At 66.3% G+C, this 17,473-nt stretch carries 22 protein-coding genes; 3 read left to right on the forward strand and 19 right to left on the reverse strand.

Annotated elements, in window-relative coordinates; all coding sequences use genetic code 11:
• Positions 1-17 precede the first annotated feature (17 nt).
• A complete protein-coding gene (locus tag NN2_RS26795; protein ID WP_063016979.1) occupies positions 18-623 on the reverse strand; it encodes a hypothetical protein in 606 nt (201 codons plus the stop codon).
• Positions 624-716: 93 nt separating this feature from the next.
• A complete protein-coding gene (locus NN2_RS26800; RefSeq protein ID WP_063016981.1) occupies positions 717-1,511 on the reverse strand; it encodes an isoprenyl transferase in 795 nt (264 codons plus the stop codon).
• A 304-nt stretch (positions 1,512-1,815) separates the two neighbouring features.
• Here NN2_RS26800 and trhA point away from each other — a divergent pair, with 304 nt between their 5' ends.
• Positions 1,816-2,439, forward strand: coding sequence for a PAQR family membrane homeostasis protein TrhA (trhA, locus tag NN2_RS26805; RefSeq protein WP_063017014.1), 624 nt, complete (start codon positions 1,816-1,818; stop codon positions 2,437-2,439).
• A 105-nt stretch (positions 2,440-2,544) separates the two neighbouring features.
• A complete protein-coding gene (locus NN2_RS26810) occupies positions 2,545-4,056 on the forward strand; it encodes an adenylate/guanylate cyclase domain-containing protein (protein ID WP_036526294.1) in 1,512 nt (503 codons plus the stop codon).
• A 177-nt stretch (positions 4,057-4,233) separates the two neighbouring features.
• Here NN2_RS26810 and NN2_RS26815 read toward each other — a convergent pair whose 3' ends face one another.
• From NN2_RS26815 to NN2_RS37865, 4 genes are all read right to left on the reverse strand, one after another.
• Positions 4,234-6,312, reverse strand: a complete 2,079-nt coding sequence (locus tag NN2_RS26815) for a thioredoxin domain-containing protein (RefSeq protein WP_063016983.1) — start codon at positions 6,310-6,312, stop codon at positions 4,234-4,236.
• 91 nt (positions 6,313-6,403) lie between these two features.
• Positions 6,404-6,808 carry a hypothetical protein gene (locus NN2_RS37430; protein WP_156511476.1) on the reverse strand — a complete coding sequence of 135 codons (405 nt, stop codon included), beginning with the start codon at positions 6,806-6,808 and terminating at the stop codon, positions 6,404-6,406.
• A gap of 429 nt (positions 6,809-7,237) precedes the next feature.
• On the reverse strand, positions 7,238-7,498 hold the full coding sequence (locus tag NN2_RS26825) for a hypothetical protein (protein ID WP_063016985.1): 261 nt from the start codon (positions 7,496-7,498) through the stop codon (positions 7,238-7,240).
• Between the two features lie 374 nt (positions 7,499-7,872).
• Complete coding sequence (locus tag NN2_RS37865) at positions 7,873-8,043, reverse strand: hypothetical protein (protein ID WP_169812449.1); 171 nt, start codon at positions 8,041-8,043, stop codon at positions 7,873-7,875.
• Between the two features lie 150 nt (positions 8,044-8,193).
• On the opposite strand from NN2_RS37865, the gene NN2_RS26830 reads away from it, so the two are divergent.
• Positions 8,194-9,402: a helix-turn-helix domain-containing protein gene (locus NN2_RS26830; RefSeq protein ID WP_169812450.1), complete on the forward strand. Its 1,209-nt coding sequence runs from the start codon at positions 8,194-8,196 to the stop codon at positions 9,400-9,402.
• Positions 9,403-9,477: 75 nt separating this feature from the next.
• Here the strand turns inward: NN2_RS26830 and NN2_RS37435 are convergent, their stop codons facing one another.
• The 13 genes from NN2_RS37435 to NN2_RS26890 all read right to left on the reverse strand — a co-directional run bounded on the left by NN2_RS37435 (position 9,478) and on the right by NN2_RS26890 (position 17,454).
• Positions 9,478-9,627: a hypothetical protein gene (locus NN2_RS37435; RefSeq protein ID WP_156055833.1), complete on the reverse strand. Its 150-nt coding sequence runs from the start codon at positions 9,625-9,627 to the stop codon at positions 9,478-9,480.
• A gap of 324 nt (positions 9,628-9,951) precedes the next feature.
• Complete coding sequence (locus NN2_RS26835) at positions 9,952-10,248, reverse strand: gas vesicle protein K (RefSeq protein ID WP_030518151.1); 297 nt, start codon at positions 10,246-10,248, stop codon at positions 9,952-9,954.
• Positions 10,241-10,492 carry a gas vesicle protein gene (locus NN2_RS26840; protein WP_063016989.1) on the reverse strand — a complete coding sequence of 84 codons (252 nt, stop codon included), beginning with the start codon at positions 10,490-10,492 and terminating at the stop codon, positions 10,241-10,243. Before NN2_RS26840 ends, NN2_RS26835 begins: the two co-directional genes overlap by 8 nt.
• Positions 10,489-11,277, reverse strand: coding sequence for a GvpL/GvpF family gas vesicle protein (locus NN2_RS26845; protein WP_082857294.1), 789 nt, complete (start codon positions 11,275-11,277; stop codon positions 10,489-10,491). Before NN2_RS26845 ends, NN2_RS26840 begins: the two co-directional genes overlap by 4 nt.
• Entirely contained in the window at positions 11,267-11,668 is a 402-nt protein-coding gene (locus NN2_RS26850; protein WP_063016991.1) for a gas vesicle protein, read from the reverse strand. Before NN2_RS26850 ends, NN2_RS26845 begins: the two co-directional genes overlap by 11 nt.
• The gene (locus NN2_RS26855; protein ID WP_245658866.1) at positions 11,668-11,988 is read right to left on the reverse strand and encodes a gas vesicle protein GvpO; all 321 of its coding nucleotides are present in this window, start codon (positions 11,986-11,988) and stop codon (positions 11,668-11,670) included. Before NN2_RS26855 ends, NN2_RS26850 begins: the two co-directional genes overlap by 1 nt.
• Positions 11,989-12,016: 28 nt before the next feature.
• The gene (locus NN2_RS26860) at positions 12,017-12,244 is read right to left on the reverse strand and encodes a gas vesicle protein GvpG (RefSeq protein WP_063016993.1); all 228 of its coding nucleotides are present in this window, start codon (positions 12,242-12,244) and stop codon (positions 12,017-12,019) included.
• A 3-nt stretch (positions 12,245-12,247) separates the two neighbouring features.
• Entirely contained in the window at positions 12,248-13,009 is a 762-nt protein-coding gene (locus tag NN2_RS26865) for a GvpL/GvpF family gas vesicle protein (RefSeq protein WP_051757144.1), read from the reverse strand.
• The gene (gene gvpJ, locus NN2_RS26870) at positions 13,009-13,422 is read right to left on the reverse strand and encodes a gas vesicle protein GvpJ (protein ID WP_174553898.1); all 414 of its coding nucleotides are present in this window, start codon (positions 13,420-13,422) and stop codon (positions 13,009-13,011) included. Before gvpJ ends, NN2_RS26865 begins: the two co-directional genes overlap by 1 nt.
• Positions 13,419-14,495, reverse strand: a complete 1,077-nt coding sequence (locus NN2_RS26875; protein ID WP_063016994.1) for an SRPBCC family protein — start codon at positions 14,493-14,495, stop codon at positions 13,419-13,421. The genes gvpJ and NN2_RS26875 overlap by 4 nt, the downstream gene beginning before the upstream one ends.
• 5 nt (positions 14,496-14,500) lie before the next feature.
• A complete protein-coding gene (locus NN2_RS26880) occupies positions 14,501-15,115 on the reverse strand; it encodes a hypothetical protein (protein WP_063910884.1) in 615 nt (204 codons plus the stop codon).
• A 172-nt stretch (positions 15,116-15,287) separates the two neighbouring features.
• Positions 15,288-15,812 carry a hypothetical protein gene (locus NN2_RS38250; protein ID WP_218022061.1) on the reverse strand — a complete coding sequence of 175 codons (525 nt, stop codon included), beginning with the start codon at positions 15,810-15,812 and terminating at the stop codon, positions 15,288-15,290.
• A gap of 703 nt (positions 15,813-16,515) precedes the next feature.
• The gene (locus NN2_RS26890; protein WP_342749156.1) at positions 16,516-17,454 is read right to left on the reverse strand and encodes an alpha/beta hydrolase; all 939 of its coding nucleotides are present in this window, start codon (positions 17,452-17,454) and stop codon (positions 16,516-16,518) included.
• Positions 17,455-17,473: the final 19 nt, after the last annotated feature.

The following is a 17,473-nucleotide window of genomic DNA, read 5'->3' on the forward strand; positions in this document are numbered from 1 at the left end:
TTCGACGAGTTGGCGAATCAGGCCGGCCAGGCCGCGTCCAGCCGTGCGGCGACATCGATATCGCGGACGGCCGCGATATGCGGTTGGCGAATCTCGTTGGCCACATAGCGGGCGACGAACCGGCGGATCTCGTGATCGACGCTGGCCAGCAGCCGCAGCAGTTGGCCGCGCCGGGTCGTGGTGGCCACATTGATCCGCACATCGCCCGGACGCGGTTCGGCGATATCGATGAGGATCCGCAGCGGCGCCGCGGTGCGCACCGTCAGGTGGACGTGGACGAAACCCCTGACCTCGAAGCGGTGGCGATCGACGGCCAGATCCAGCAGCAGATCGATATCGAGCGGGATGGCGAGCTCGAAGCCGACGACCTCGCCGACCGAGCGCTCCAGCACCGGATCACCGAGTCGCACCTGCGCCGAGGCCTTCGCCAGATGCGCCGGGCCGACCCCGATCGGGCCGAAATCGAATGCGCTACCTGCCAATTGGGCGAAAACAGCGGATATGCGCTGTTCGGACGCCGCGTAGGCCACGAATCGCCGGCCGAATTCGGCATAGGTGACGTAGGGCACCGGCGCTCCGGCCACCTCCGTCGCACCACCCGGCCCGCCCCGCATCTCGCTCATGTTCGCGACGGTACGCGAGCACACGACCGGATCGGGGGATGATCATGCAATGCAACACATCCTGCGCCGGGCCGTTATCTGCGGCCCGCCCGCTCACACTCCGTAACGGCGATGCCGCGCGGCGTAGTCGCGCAGCGCGCGCAGGAAGTCGACGCGGCGGAACTCCGGCCAGTAGGCCTCGGTGAACCAGATCTCGGAGTAGGCGCTCTGCCACAGCAGGAAGCCCGAGAGCCGCTGCTCTCCCGAGGTGCGGATGACCAGGTCCGGATCGGGCTGACCGGAGGTGTAGAGATGCTGGCCGATCGCGTTGACCGTGATCGACTGCACCAGATCCTCACCGGTCTCCCCGGCCGCGATCTCCTGCCGCACCAGCGAGCGCACCGCGTCGGCGATCTCCTGCCGGCCGCCGTAGCCGATGGCCACGTTCACGTGCACACCGCCACGACCGTGCGTTTCGTCGGCCGCCTTCTGCATGCGGCGGGCGACATCCTCGGGCAGGCCCTTCAGCGACCCGACGATGCGCACACCCCAGTTGTTCTCCGGCGCGGACAGCTCCTCGACCACATCGGTGATCACCTCGAACAGGGTTTCCAGTTCGTCGGCGGAGCGGCTGAGATTCTCGGTCGAGAGCAGATACACCGTCACCATCTCGATGCCCTCGGCCTCGCACCAGCCGACCAGTTCGGCGATCTTCAGCGCACCGACCCGGTGGCCGTGGGTGACGTCGGTGAAGCCGTTCTCCCGCGCCCAGCGGCGATTTCCGTCACAAACGACCGCGACGTGACGCGGATGCTGTTTGCCTGCCAGCTGTTTCGACAGCTGCGCTTCGTAGATGCGATAGGGCAGGTTGCGCACCTTACCGCTGAGCACCCGACTAGCAAGCTTCACGGCTGCCAACCTTATCCACCTCTCGCGTGCCGCCCGAGTTCTCCGCCAATTTCTGCTGCGCAGGAATGGCAGCGGACACCACGAATCAGTTCCCCGGTTCCGATCGACCCTATCGCGGCGGCGTCCGGCACGCGGAGCCTACTGCCGGTACAGTGGCTGAAGAACTAACCTACGCAACCGTAGGTTACTCAGGAGGGAACTAGTGTCCGAATCGGTGAGCTCGGCAAATCCGGTCCGCGGGGAGGTGTCCACACTCGAGCATCTGGCCGAGAAGGGGCTGCGCACCCTGGCCGTCAAACCGCGGATGCGCGGCTGGATCCACACCTACGCGGTCGGCGTCGCGGCCATCGCCGTGGCGGTGCTCGTCGCGTTCTCGGCCACCGTTTCCGCCACCGCGGGCTGGTCGACGCTGGTCTACGGCGTGACCGTCTGCGGCATCTTCGGCATCAGCGCGATCTACCACCGGGTGACCTGGCAGTCCGCACGCACCCGGATCCGGATGAAGCGCGCCGACCATTCGATGATCTTCCTGTTCATCGCGGGCAGTTACACACCGTTCGCCCTGCTGGGGCTGCCCGGCCGCACCGGGATCACCCTGCTGAGCGTGGTCTGGGCGGGTGCCGTCGCCGGGGTGGCATTGAAGGTGCTGTGGCCGACCGCGCCGCGCTGGGTCGGGGTGCCGCTGTATCTGCTGCTGGGCTGGGCCATCGTGCCGGTCGCCGCGACGCTCACCCACAATGTGGGCGTCACACCGATGGTGCTGTTGCTGATCGGCGGCATCGCATACAGCGTCGGCGCGATCCTGTACGCCGCGAAATGGCCGAATCCGTGGCCGGAGGTCTTCGGTCACCACGAATTCTTCCACGCGGCAACGGTTCTCGCTGCCCTGTGTCATTACGTCGCGATCTGGTTGGTCGTATTCTCGTAGGGCAAGATCACCGGTAACCTGCCGCGGCCGTACGGGCGGGTTCTATGCTCGTTCGTGCTATACGTCCGAAACCGGTAATACCGAACCAGACCACTGCCAGGGGCTATGACCAGTCGACTCGTGCTCTGGGCCCTGCGTGCGCGCTGGGGCCTTTCGACGGTGGTGATGGTCTGCAATCTGGGCGGCCTCGCGGTGATCGTCGTCGAATTGTGGTTGAGCGGATTTCTCGGCAACCTCGGCGAGGACTGGCTCAGTGCCGTGGCCCAGACCGCGATCTATCCGGTGATCGGCGCACTGGCCGGCATCGTGCTGGCGGTGCGCGACCGGGTGTACTACTTCAGCTGGATCGATCAGACCCGCCGACCCACCCGTCCCGAGGCCGAGCGACTACTCCGACTACCCATCGCCATCACAGTGCGGGCGCTGGCCATCTGGATACCGGGTGTCGCCATCGCCACGGCCTTGTTCGCCCAGGTGGTGCCCACCCGGGCCCTGTGGGCGATCGGGGCGATGTTCTTCCTGGGCGGGCTGGAGTCGGCGGGCTTCACCTTCCTGGTGGTGGACCGGCTCATCCGGCCGACGATCCCGGTCATCGCGCGGGTGCTCGGCGGTACCTCGCACTGGAGTGCCACGGTGCTCAACCGGCTGGTCATCTCCTGGGCGGTGGCCGGGGCGATGCCGCTGCTGATGTTGATCACCGTCCTCGGCGATCCGGTGGCCGACGCCACCGATCGGGTGCGGACCGCGCTGTACATGTCGCTGGTCGGCCTGCTGGTCGGGGCGCTGACCACCGCCACGCTGGCCCGGTCGGTGGCGGCGCCGCTGGGGACGCTGCGGCGGGCGCTGGACCGGATCGCGCGCGGGGAACTGTCCGCGCGGGTGCCGATCACCAGCGCCAGTGAGATCGGGCGCCTGGAACTGTCGGTGAACGAGCTGGCCGAGAATCTGTCCGAACGCGAACGCATGCGCGACGTCTTCGGCCGCCACGTCGGCAACGAGGTGGCCGAACGCGCACTGGCCGGCGGCGTCGACCTGACCGGCGATGTGCGGGTGGTGACCGCGCTGTTCGTGGACGTGACCGGATCGGTCGAGATGTCGACCGAACTCGCGCCGCGCGAATTCGTCGATCAGCTCAATCGCCTACTGGCCGTGGTCGTCTCGGCCACCGAGGACAACGGCGGGCTGGTCAACAAATTCGAGGGCGACGCGGCGCTGTGCATCTTCGGCGCCCCGATCGCTCTGGGCGACAACGCGACTCCCGCCCTGCGCGCCGCGCGGCGCATCCGCGACGAGGTGGCCCTCGGCGGCGAATTCGATATCGGCATCGGCCTGGCGCGCGGCAGCGTCTTCGCCGGCGACGTGGGCACCGACACCCGGCTGGAATTCACCGTGATCGGCGACGCTGTCAACGAGGCCTCCCGGCTCACCACCGAGGCCAAGGAGGTCCCCCGCCGGATCCTGGCCAGCCAGGCCGTGATCGACGCGGCGACCGAATCCGAACGTTCCCGGTGGGTGCTCTACGACAAGATCCAGCTGCGCGGCCGCCGGGAGCCGACGGCGTGCTGGACCGATCGCAAACCGGTGGGACTGGGCGCGAACGCTCCGGTCGAGGAGTGAGGGCGGCTGCGCCGGGCCGGATGCCGCGCACCCATCGTCACCACGCGAACCTCTCGCTACCTCCGATTCACGCCGTCGCCCACCCCGCACGCTCAGCTTCGGTACCGTGTAAGCCGTCTGAGACCCGAATACAGCTGGGCGGCATCGAATGGATGCCGCTACCGGATCAGCGGCGCTTCACTCTCCCACCAGTGCTGTGCGCACCCGCTGCGGATCCGAGACCGGGAGATCGCAAACGGTGCCACGGCAGATGTAGGCCGCCGGGGCGCCTCCCAGTGCGGGGCGCTCGGTGAGCAGCGGCGCCGAATCTGCCTGTCCGGCAACGATGACCGCACCGCCAGGGGCGAAACGCCGTGCAGTGCCGAGCAGTTCGGCGCTAGCGTCGGCGTCGGCCGATTGCGAGATCGCGATCTGGATCGGCCCGGCCAGTGCCGCCTCGGCGACGCTGAGCCACTGGCCGCCGGAGCGCGGCGCACGGGCCAGCACGATGGCGCCTGCGTCGAGGGTGGCATCGGCCAGCGTGCGGTAACGGGCCGCGCGGTCCGGGGCACTCAGGGCGGAGGCGGTGAGCAGGGTTTCGGCGAAGGTGGAGGCCCCGGCCGGGGTCGCCCCGTCGAGCGGATCGCGCGGGCGGGCGACGAGTTCCTCGGCATCGACGGCCGTGTCGAACCAACTGCCGGGTTGTGCCGGGTCCTCGAAAAGGGTTGTGGCGGCGTCGATCAGCTGCTGCGCCCGGTCGAGCCAGGACAGTTCGCCGGTGGCCTGGTGCAGGGTCAGCAGTCCGGTCGCCAGCCACGCGTAGTCCTCGAGGACGGCGGGCGCGTTACCGGTCGCGCCGCCCAGTGAGGCGCGCATCAAACGGCCGTCGACGAGGTGCCGGTCCAGCAGGTACCGCGCGCACCGCGCCGCGGCGTCGACCCATTCCGGCCGGTCGTGGGCGGCACCGGCCTCGGCGAGGGCGGTGATCGCGATGCCGTTCCAGGCGGTGACCACCTTGTCGTCGCGCTCGGGTTGCGGCCGCCGGTCCCGCACCGCGCGCAGCCGCTGCCGGATGTCGTCGAAGCGGCGGGCGTCGGCGGGATCCTCGCCCGGTCCGGCGCCGGGATCGGTGTACCGGGTGAGCACGGAGGTGCCGTGTTCGAACGTGCCCTCGGGCGTCACGCCGAAAATCGTTGCGGCCCAGGGGCCGTCCTCGGGACCGAGGGCTTCCGTGAGCTGCGGCGGCGTCCACACGTAGGTGGCGCCCTCGATTCCGGGCGCCCCGGGTTCCACATGGGTGTCGGCGTCGAAGGCCGAGGCGAACCCGCCCTCGGCGGTCAGCAGATCGGTGAGCAGGAAGGCCGCGGTTTCCTCGGTGATCCGCTGCGGCAGCGGGTCGCCCGTACCCGGTTCACCGCTCGCCTCCAGCCGTGCCAGATGCGCGTAGGCACGCAGCAGTTGCGCATTGTCGTAGAGCATCTTCTCGAAATGCGGAACCACCCAGGCGGCATCGACCGAGTAGCGAGCGAAGCCACCGCGCAGCTGATCGTAGATTCCCCCGCGCGCCATGGCCGCGCAGGTCGCCGAAACCGCTTGTCGCGCAGCGTCTTCCCCGGTGCGCTCGTAATGGCGCAGCAGGCCCTCCAGCAGCGCCGAGGGCGGGAACTTCGGCGCCCCGCCGAATCCGGCGTAGCGTTCGTCGACATCGCGCAGCACCGTGGCGACCGCGTGCGCGAGCAACTCGGGCGTGACGGTCAACTCGCTCGCGGGCAGTCCGGCGCCCTGGTCCCGCAGCGCCTGCGCCACCTGACCGGCGGCCTGGTCGACCTCGGCACGGCGATTGGTCCAGGTATCGGCGACCGCCGTCAGCAGCTGGGTGAACGACGGCATACCGCCGCGCGGCGATTTCGGATAGTAGGTGCCGCAGTAGAACGGCTCCCCGGCCGGCGTGAGGAAACACGTCATCGGCCACCCGCCCTGCCCGGTCATCGCCACGGTCGCGGACATGTACACCGCGTCGATATCGGGCCGTTCCTCGCGATCGACCTTCACACAGACGAAATTCGCGTTCATCAGTTCGGCGGTGGCCGGATCGGAGAACGATTCGTGCGCCATCACGTGACACCAGTGACAGGAGGCGTAACCGACCGACAGCAGGATCGGCACATCCCGCGACCGCGCCTCCGCCAGCGCCTCGGCGCTCCATTCCCGCCAGTCGACGGGGTTGTCGGCGTGCTGGCGCAGGTAGGGAGAAGTGGCGCTACCTAACCGGTTCATACATTCACCCTACGGCCCTTCCGCCCCGGGATCCGGGCGATGGGCTCGCCAGGAGCAACGCACGGTCGTGCGCGACGGAATGATCACTCCATCAGCTCGAATGTAAGGTGAACTCGACAGTGAATCGCACATTGCCGGGAGCGGTGGTGTGGCCATTGGTGGCGGTGAAGTCGCATTTGGCCTCCAGTTTGTACGTACGGTCCAGTTGGATATCGGTGACTGCTGAATGCCACCAATAATCCGCTGGGATCGACGGGTGAAAATCGTGGTAGCCGGCTTTGCCGAGTACGGAGGCACCGCACGACATCGGCCCTTGCACGATTTCCTGCACAGAAGGTGACACGCGCAGCGACCAAATCAAACGATTACCACCCGCAGGGTCCTGGACGGCGTAAATTGCGTCACCCGTGAAACTCCCGTGCTGTCCGTCATAGCGATAGCGAGTGTCATTCGGATGATAGTGATAGACGCCCGGCACAGCTCCGGGATTTGCCACAACCTGCGGCGCTGATACGAGAAACGCTGCGGCGCAAGCAAATAGCGCCGCCAGTGTGGCGCTTATTCTATATGCCGTCGCACGGATACAGCTCGACATTCGTAGTCCCCCTGAGGAATATTCTCGATCTCGACATCGACCTCATCGCCCTCCCGCAGTGCAAGAACATCTTCTTGGTCCACAGTTGACAAGTGGAACCACGCGAGTGAGCCGTCCGGTCGAGTCAGCACTCCGGTGCCGTTACGAACGTTCCAGCGGTAGACCGTGGCACGTTCCACAAGCTGCCTCCCCTTCGTCGCACCGTACGAGTGATCCCGATCATCACACGACTGCGCACTGCCGTGCAATCGAATTGCGAACACACGGCACCGACGGCCTGAGGCGTAGGCACCCACGAAACGACGGGTTTCCGCTCTCCGGCATCTGGCGTCAGTGATGCGGGAAGCCGAGGTCTGGGTCGCTCTTGCGGGTGAACTCGGGCAGGATCGAATGAACCCGAGCCAACGACAGCCCCTCCGGGAATGCGACGCCACGCGGCTCACGCCACAGGGCGTTCACTCGGTCGAACCGGGCCATGTAGAGACGGTCGCGGTCGCTGTCGACGAAACCGAAGACAGTGACTTGCCCGTCCGTCAATGCCCAGTCCGCGCACTGCCGACCGAGATTGGTTGTGCTCAATTCGACCGCCACCGGGTCTCCTCCCATGACTTCAGTCTGGTTAGGCGCCTGTGAATTTCAGCTTCAGCTGCCGTACGCGTCTCGTCGTCGCGCCCGAGATGGTCCGCTATGAGGAATTTCGCGGCCGTACCTCGCACCACCGGCGTCCCCTGGCCGCAATCGGGGCAAGCGATCCGTAACATCCAATCCAAGTCCGCCGTAGGCTCGACCCAGATAATTCGCCTGCCGCGCACCCTGTTCCTTCTCTCGCTCAACGCGATTCAGAATTCCCTGCACCGAGTTGTCCCGCGCTATGTCTTTGGCGACCCGCTCGGGCCAGACCACCGCGAGCACAATTACGGCGATCGGAATACCGACTGCCGCAACGAGTCCCCACCCCTCAGCCGTCATTGCCGCGTGCTATCCGGGACAAGATGCTTCGCTTCGATGAGACGCTGCTTCGCCTGCTGCTTGACCGGGCAGACACACAGCGCACAGTCGATATGCACCTGCATGATGATGTGCGCGTAGCCGATCGTCATCACCGGCACGCGATCGTGATTCATCACCCCGTACATTGCTGACTCCCCTACTCCCCTGGTCCTTGAAACCGTCCAGCTCAGATCACCAGTCGCAAGCAGCTCGCGGTAGCGATACCGTGGTGACAAAGCGCGCATCCGTGATCTGTCACCAGCGGGGATGAGATGACCAGTGCACGATTGCCACATATGAACGCGAACCGAGTCGGACAGATGGTGCGCCGCTACCGCCTTATGCGGAGACATACCCAACGCGAGCTGGCCGCGGCGCTGTTCTGCGATCATTCGTGGATCGCTTCCATCGAGGCAGGCCGGCGCTGGCCCGGCAATCGAGCGTGGGCGGAACAGGCAGACCTGGCGCTCGATGCAGACGGCGAGGTGGTCACGGCTTGGGACGCGGACCAGATCGAACGATCCCGAGCGGCCGACACCATGCGGATGCTCGAGGATGCTCGGCGCGGGTCGGAGGCGCTGCTGGCGGCGCCGGACGGAGTCTCACTCGATGACATCGGCCAGCGCATCGTGGACATCGCTACACAGGCGCGCTTGGAGTCCTATGACCGCACCCTCGATCGTGCCCTTGCACTCCGGGCAGAGTTGACGCGGCGGCTGCGAGTGGGCGCGTACAACCCGAACACGATTCGCGACCTCTACGTAGCGCTCGGGCGCGTGTGCGGTGTGCTGGCATATCTCACCCTCGACCTCGGGCAGCACTCCCATGCGAAGTTGCACGCCGAAGCGGCCTTCCAGCTCGGTGAGCGAGCCAACCACGACCAACTCCGTGCGTGGGCGCGGGGAACCCAGGCGCTCGCACACCGCTTCACGCGTGATTTCGAGTTGGCCCGCGACGCTGCGGAGGACGGTTTGCGCTACGTCAGCGCATCGACCGGCACCAGTGAGCCACGGCTGTTGTGCAGCTTGGCAGCATCGGTAGCCAACCTCGGCAATTCAGAGGGGGCCGCAGAATTGCTCGTACAAGCCGACCGGGCGCGCGATCACGGAGCCAACAACGATGAGATACCAGGTCTGTTCACCTTCACACCCGCGAAACAGATTTACTATCACGGGTTTTCACTCATGTGGGCCGATGATGCCAAGACCTTGAAGCGTTCGGTAAAAGCATCGGAAGAAGCCCTGCGCGCGTGGAAAAATCAGCGTTCACCCGGCGATGAGATGCTGACAACGATTTATCTCGCCATGTCCAGCGCCCGGCTGGGCGACCTCGACGCCAGCTTGGCCGCGGTAGCGCCGGTCCTCGAACAGCCGATCGAACATCATTTTTCGTGGGTACGAAAGCGGCTCAACCAACTGGATGAGATTCTGGCACAACACTTCCCGGATTCACAGGCGGCGGCGGAGGAACGCGAGGTATTGAGCGCGTACGTGCACGCCGCATGAGGCATGAACGCTATCGAAAGCTGTAGGGCGAGGCGAGCATTGAGCGATTCGAATACATCGCCCCGCCCTGCGTCATCAGCTCAATTGTCGCATCCGTCGCAAGCACTGAACCGCGAGAGCGACATCACGCAAACCAGAAGTGTCGCCGGTGCGGAGCACCACGACGGTACACAGCGCCAGATAGCAGACGAAGCAACCCGACCCGAGCAGGGCGATATCAAACATGTAGAACTCCTGAAGAAGTGCACGAGAGACGCGAATACGCACCAATCAATTCGCAGGCAGATATGTCGACCAGGGCCTCAGCCCCGACCCGGACTCTGCCGACTCGAGCAGCAGAGCGCAGCGATTACGCTGCCGAGCGTTACGCTCGCGTTTTCACTCTCCGGCACTGTATCCAATGCGAAGTCCCCCACAGGCTGCATCACACAAGAAACAGTGAACGAGATTGTGCTATATCAGACCAATTGCCCTCCAACACTTTACAGATCATCGATCGCAATTATCGCGCATGCTCGACGCGGCAGCAAGTGGCGGAGGGCGACCCGGTCACTCCGGCGGGGGCAGTAATGGCCCCAGCGGACCGAGGTCGATGTTGAGGTCTTCCGGGGTGAGGCCGAAGTGTTCGCGCAGTTCCGCCATGCGTTGTTCGAGCAGCATCAGCGTGGTGCCGATGCGTTCGACCTGGGTGTCGGTGAGGTCGCCGGCGTCCACGCGGCGCAGCGCCTGGCGCTCCATGAGCTGACGCAGCAACTCCACCAGGGTGAGCACGAGGGTGACCAGTCCGCGTTCGACGGATTCCGGGTCGGTGTCGATACGCGGTGGGATACCGCCGAATTCAGTCATCGCCGTGCTTGTCGGACGACGTGGACAGGGCCGGCGGGAACAGGGTGCTGATCGAGGAGATGAGGGCGCGTAGCGAGATCTGCACCAGATCCACATCGGCGATGGCCAGTTTGATGTCGCCGGTGATTATCACACCGCCGGCCAGCACCCGGTCCAAGAGGTCCACCAGCGCGATACGCCGCTCGGCGTCGACGCCGCGATCGGGCGGTGTGGTGCCGGCCCGCGTCATATCGGCCCGCGTCATGTCGGCTCACGTTGTACGCCGGCGAACGAATACGGTGGCCACGGGCCGGTGAGTTCGAGCCGGATACCGGGAAATTCGGCGCCGAGCGCGTTCACGGTCGCCGTGAAGTCCTCGGTCCGGTCGTCGTCGACGAGGTAGGTGCCGTTGAGCACCATCCAGTCCCGGCGGCCGCTCACCGCCGGATCGGTCAGTGGCTGACATCGTCCGGCCGCGGCCCGGCGCAGCAACCGCTCGTGCACCTGCGACGCCCGCTCGGCCGCGTCGCGTTCGACCGTCTCCTGCGCGGACAATTGCGCGCGCCGCCGGGCGAGATAGGCCGCGCCCGGCGTCATGGTGCCGGCTTCGGCCTTGGCCTCGGCCACGGCGGCGGTGAGGACGGCACGGTCGCCGTAGGCGCGCACTCCCCACTCGGTGCGCCCGCTCACCAATTCCAGCGCCGCGGCGAAATCCGCTCGCCGTTCGTCGAGCAGCTCACGCACCCGCTCGTCGTCGCGAAAGACGGTGGCCAGCCGCAACGGTACGGCCGGGCCGCGGCGCACCACGGCCGAGACGACCGCGTCGTGTGCCCGCGCGGTCGCCTCCAGCCAGTCCAGGTCTTCGAAGTTCCGGCGCAGCGGCTCCTCGCCGAACACATCCATCGGCACCGAGCCGACGATCGCGGTGAGATCGCCCGACACAACAGCGCGCACCGACTCCCCCGCGACTCCGGCCGGTCCGTCGGGCGCGACCGCGTCGTCGCGAGAGGCCGCCACGGCGTACAACCAGACCGCCCGATCACCGGTCACGGTGGGTCCTTCGCGGCTCGCGGGCACGTTCGATGGGCTCCGGGCGTTCGTTCGCGGCCTCCAGTTGGGCGATCCGCTCGCGGAGTTTCCGATTCTCGAGTTCGAGGTCGTTGTCCTGTTTCTCCAGCGTGTGCGCCTTGCTGTTGAGCCAGGGATCGGTCTCCCACCAGTCGATGCCCACCGACTTGGCCGTCTCCAGCGAGGCGATCACCAACCGCAGCTTGATGGTGAGCAGTTCGATGTCGAGAAGATTGACCTGGATATCGCCTGCGATCACCAAGCCCTTGTCGAGGACACGTTCCAGGATGTCGGCGAGGTTGGTCGAGTGCCCGCCACCGCCCCCGCCCCCGAACGGCTGCGGCTGATACGACTCACCTCCGACTACCGTCATCACCGCCCCCTCGGGCCGATTTCGGTGCTACCGCGGTGGTAGCGTCCGGTTCTGCGGTAGGCCAGCAGATTCTCGTCGAAATCGATCTCCACCTGATAGGTCGCCATGATGTCCGCCGACGAGGGGATGCGGCGATCCTCGAGCACCTCGATCTCCACGAGCCACCCGTCGTCGGTCGGCTCCACGCTCGTGACACCCTGGAGGGGCTTCGTCGTCAGTTCCGCGAGGCATTCGACCGCCACCCCGGCGGCCTGCGCCGCGGTGAGTGGCGGTTGTTCGTCCGATGCCTGGGCATCGTCGGAGATGGTGTCGCGGGCCACGGGAGTCACTTCTTCCGGTCGGTCGGACCTACCTCGGACCGGTCATCCGATTCAGGATCTCTTGTTGCGCTTGCGCGGCCTCCTCCGCGGACAGCTCGCCGGCGGCCGCGGCGCGGTCGATGTCCTCGAGCTCGCGCCGCAACCTCACGGGATCGTGCATTTGCTGTTCGACCTGCTCCTGGATCAATTCACTCAGCCAGATCACGCCACGAACCGGCGCGGCGGGGAGCAGGAGTATCGAAGAGAACAGACCCATGCCTCACCCCTCCGGTGCTCGCTTGGTCACGAAGTCGTAAGCCGCCATCGGCCCGAGCAGACTCAACTCCACCCGGCCGTCCCAGTCCGACATGAGCCGGCGCAACAACTCCTCCAACTCGTCCTGGCGGGCCGTTTCGATCAGTGCCGCGAGGTGCACGGCATCCTCTTCGTGGGTGGGGTCGCGCAGGTTGACCATCGCCTCGAGTTTCTCGAGTTCGGAAGCCACTTTGCGGGTGTCCTCGGCTCGCTTCGTCTCGATGGCCTGATTGATCATCTCGCCCAGCATGATTCGCTCGTTGCGGGTCGCATCCTCCGATTTCCCACGGATCTCGTCCCGGAGGCGGGCGGCGTCGGCATTCTCGTCGAGCAGTTCGCGCAAGATCGCATTCTCGACGTAACGTCCTCTGATAACGAACTGCACGCGCCCCTCGAGTTCCACCAGGGCCGCGTGGAATTCGTCTTCGTTCGCCTCGAGCAGCTCATTTTCCACCGCATCGGTGTCGGTCATGACCGCGCCGAACCGCAGCGGCAGCACGGGGGCCACCGCCGCGGACCCGTCGAGAAGTTTCTCGTGGGCGGTGAGGTCCTGGGGTGTGCCCAGGGGCCGATCGGAGGAGAGCGGACTGACCAGCGCGGCGATGTCGCCGTGCCGCACGACCGTTACCTCACCCGGTGGATCGCCGACTCCGGTGGCGTGTGGCTGCGGCTCGACGTCGGCGGGCACGATGCCGTAGACGTATACGGCGGTTGCATCGGCAGCCATCACCGCTCCTCCCGCTTGGAGGGCCGGTGCACCGTCTGCCGCTTCTCCTGCACATCGCCGAGGAAGTCCGCGACCTTCTGTCCGGCCGCATCGAGTGCGCCCTTGGTCTTGTGCTTGGCCGCGCCCTCGGTGACGTCGCCGACGATGTCGGTGATGCCCTTCGGCTCACTGGTCGAAATCTCCAGCCGGTTCACCGCTTCGGCGAACCGCAGATATGTGTCGACACTGGCGACCACGACGCGCGCGTCGATGGTCACCAATTCGATACCCACCAGCGACACCCGGGCGAACGCGTCGATGACCAGGCCTTTGTCGAGAATGGTGTCGATTACATCGGCCAGGCTGGACGAGTTCGGCCGGGCCATCGTGCCGGCTCCGCCTCCGCCCCCGCCTCCTGCGGGTTCGATCGTCATCTTCTTGCTCCTCCGCTCACACGTGGCCGGCGAGTGACCGAGCTCTTGCGGGCGGCCGTTCGGCGGCGAGGCGGCTCCGGTTCTTCCTCCTCGTCCGGCTCGCTCCGATCCCGGTCCTGCTCGTCTTCCTCGTCTTCCTCTTCTTCTGCCTCATCCGGTTCTTCGTCGTCGAATGCTTCCTCGCCGGCGTTGTCCTCGTCGGTGTTGTCCTCTTCGTGGTCTTCCTCGGCGGCCTCTTCTTCCTCTTCGCGCTGTCGCGCCGTCTCGTCGTCTTCCACGACCTTGCCGTCGCGGATCTCGCCGTGCCAGCCGACGATGTCGTCGCTGTGCAGGACCGCATCGGTCATGACATGACGCTGAAAGTGCTTGAGCTCCAACCGGCATCGGCGCCCGGCGGCGCGCCACATATTGGCGGTCTTCTCGAACACTCCCTGCGGGTGGTACTCGAGCACCACCAGGATGCGGGTGAGATTCGGGGTGAGCTCGTAGAAGCCGACGGCACCGTCGATATAGCCCTTGGCGCCCTTGGAACGCCAGATGATTCGCTCGAACGGAATCTGTTCGATGATCGTCGATTCCCAGGTCCGCCTCGACCAGAACACCTTGCCGGTCCAGCTGAGTTTCTCATCGGAGACCTGCTCGACCTGCTCGAGCTTCTTCGTGAACTTCGGGAAGTCCGCGAACTGGGTCCACTGGTCGTAGGCCAGATCGATCGGCACGCCGACGTCGATCTCCTCGACGATATTGGTCAGCTTGAGCTTCTTCCCCCCGCCTCCTTTGCCACCACCGGTCAGCGAATTCTTGATCGATTGGAACGTCTCCCCCGCCGAGTGCTTGAGTTTGCTCATACCTCCGCTCATGACGGCGTGCAGTGGGGAAGCGCCGCCGGCCAGCTTGTCGACGCCGGTCACGGCCGCGAGGAGATTGCCCTCGCCACCCGCGTAGTCGTTCAACCGGCCGGCGGTCTTCGAGACCCGGTTCGACAGCCCTTCCACCGCGCGTTCGGCCAGCGTGCCCGCGAGGTTCTGCACCGATTGCTGGAGCGGGCTGGTCGGCTGAGCCGTTTTCGCCATCGCTCTCACCTCCTCGTGCGTCGCACGGGCGGTTCGTCGGAATCGGAGCTGCTACGGCGTCGGCTGACCGAAACGGGTTTGCGTTCCGCGGATTTACGAGTAGTGGAAGTCCGAGAAGTCGTCTTCCGCGCGCGGGGGGCCGCGGACTTGCGTGCCCGCGGGGCGGGCGGCTCCCGGTCTTCTTCCCGGTCGCCGGAATCGACTTCCTCGAGATCTTCGTCGGAGGACTCCACGTCCAGGACCTCGGGCTCGCCTTCGTCGTCCGGCTCGGCTGCCGGTGCTCGCTCGCGGTCCTTGCCCGACAACAGGGAGTCGCCCGACAGCAGGGACGAGCCCTGCTGCAGCCGGGTGTTGAGTGAGTCGAGCTGATTGCTCGCAGCGGTCACGGCGGCGGACCGGGCCGCGCCCAGCAATTCGTCGCGAACGGTATCGGTGAGCTGCGTCAGATCCGCCGACGACTTGAGCAGCGATGTCCCCCGCTCCAGCAACTCACCGGGGATATCCGACGAACGTTTCGCCATCATCGCCCCCGCCACCCCCAGCGCGAACCGCATCTTGCGCGTGCGCCCCAACACGTAACCTATGCCCACCCCTATCGCGATACTTGTGCCACCTTTCATGGCCTTCTCCTGGTTTGCTCGACACGCCGACGCGGACGCACTGCCGCGGGATAGGTCGAGCGACGACACCCCGATGTTTGGAGTAAGCCACATCACAGAATGGCCTTACATCAGCGTATACCCAGCTATCGCTGTTGTCGGCCATTAGCCGGATAGGCTTCCGGCATATCGATCACTGCAGGTGCCGGGTACGCCGGCGCGGGCGCAGCACGCGCACTGCCCGCCGCCAGCCACGCGGTGTGGCGACGAACCGCACCGGCCCGTCGAATCGGTCCGTCGGGTCGACTTCGGATGCGAAGGTACCGGCCCGGCGGGCGGCCTCGTAGCGAGCGAGACCTTCTCGGAACGCGGCCGGGTCGCCGCCGACGTCAGGGTGCTGGGCGCGCACGAAACGGCGGTAGGCCGCGCGGTCGGCGGCCGACCATCCGGCGCCCGCCGACGCCCTGCGCGATTCCCGGATCGGTTCGGGATCTGTGCTCGCCATCCCCTCCAGTATCACCACACCCATCGCGCCGAAACCGTGACCGTACGCGCTGTCCGAAATGGGTACTCCGTCGCCATGAACGACAGCGCGCAGATTCGACCGGTACCGATGCGGCGGCGGCCTTGGTTCGCGGATCTGGAAGAAGCCGAACGACGTGGCGCCCACGGCAATGCCGGACTCGGCTATTTCGATTGTGATTGCGAGATCTGCCACCGGCGGTTCCGGCCCGCAGCGGTCTGAAAATTCTTCGCGCCGTTCGGTTTTCGGCGAGCAGTCCGATCGCCGAGGGTAGCCCTGGTGAGCGCCGCCTCGGCCGTAGTGATCTTGGGCGCCGGAACTCTGGCCCTGAAGTTCGTCCCCTCGACGAGCAGTCTCGTCCACGAGTATGCCGATTCCGCTCTCCCACAACTCGATTCGGCATCGATGCAGGCCGCGGTATCCAGCGCGCCCGACCGAACAACGGCGGTTCTCACGCAGGTGAACGGACCCGCAGGACAGTGGTCCGGGACTTCCGGCATCGCCAGCACGGCCACGAAAGCCCCGGTGCCGGTGGACGGGCGGTTCCGTCCGGGCAGCGCCGCGTCTACCCGATACCACTGCCCCGCAGACCGATACGACGATTCCCGGCCCCACCCCATACAGCTACGTAGCGCCGAGGGACGAGCGACAGTGGCCGAAGCCGGGCCTACTACAGCGCGGGCCTCATGCGGGTCACCTCGGCGAACGGAGTGACGGTCTGGGGGAAGACCGGCAGTACCTACGGCTACACGGACGGAATGTTCACCACCCGAGACCTCGGTCGCCGCCTGGTCTACTCCTTCACCCCGGTCACGGGTGGCGGCAACGATATGGCGCTCGTGAACCGGCTGATCTCGGCGGCGTTTGTTCCCACTGCTGGGAACCGTCGAGAACAGGCTCAGGCGCCGATACCACCGGCCAGTACGGGCCAGGAATCGTGGAGGTCCGCCTCGAACAGTCCCCAGGTGTGGGAGCCCTCGGGCCGGTCCACGAACACCGCCGGGATGCCGAGCTGCCCGAGCCGACCGGCGAAAGCACCGGTACACGCACTCGCGACGGCCTCCACCGGTGGGAAGGGCAGTCCCCGGTCGATACCACCCGGAATGCCGGACGCCGCCGACAGATAGATGGCCTTGCCGGCCAGGGCGCCGGCCCGCGCGAACGCATCGTGTGCGGGCCACGCCCCGGTTCCCGGCAGGCCCCACATATTGCCCGGATTACCGCCGCCCCGCACGACCTGGGCACTCACCATCGCGATCCCGGCCGGGTCGTTCGACCACGGGCACCCGCTATAGGAAGCCACCGCGGCGAAGCGTTCCGGTGCCTGGATGGCGAGGTCCACCGCCGACGCCCCGCTCATCGACACCCCGGCGATCGCATTGCGGCCCGTGGTCCCCAGCTGGGCGTCGACCACATCGGGCAGTTCCTGGGTGAGGTAGGTCTGCCAGCGATTGCGGCCCATCATCGGGTCGTCGGCGATCCAATCGGTGTACATGCTGTTGGGCCCGCCGATCGGCATCACCACATTGACATGCTTGTCGGCGAAGAACGCGCGCACATCGGTGTCGTCCCACCAGGAGATGTTGTCCACACCGCCGCCGATGCCGGTGAGCAGATAGAGCGTGGGTGCCGGTCCGCCACCGGCCGCGCGGATCACCCGGTTCGTGATCACCCGGTCCATCGATGGCGAATAGACGTCCATCTCGACCGCCGCCGGACCCAGCGGATGTTCGCCCACCACATGCGCCGCCGGGTCCGCCGCGGCCGAACCCGCCGCGAAAGTACCCCCGGCAACGACCGCACACACCATTACGAGAAGTCGCGTGATTACCGTCACGACAAGGGACTACCCCGCC

The organism is Nocardia nova NBRC 15556, assembly GCF_001613005.1.
GTDB lineage: Bacteria > Actinomycetota > Actinomycetes > Mycobacteriales > Mycobacteriaceae > Nocardia > Nocardia nova.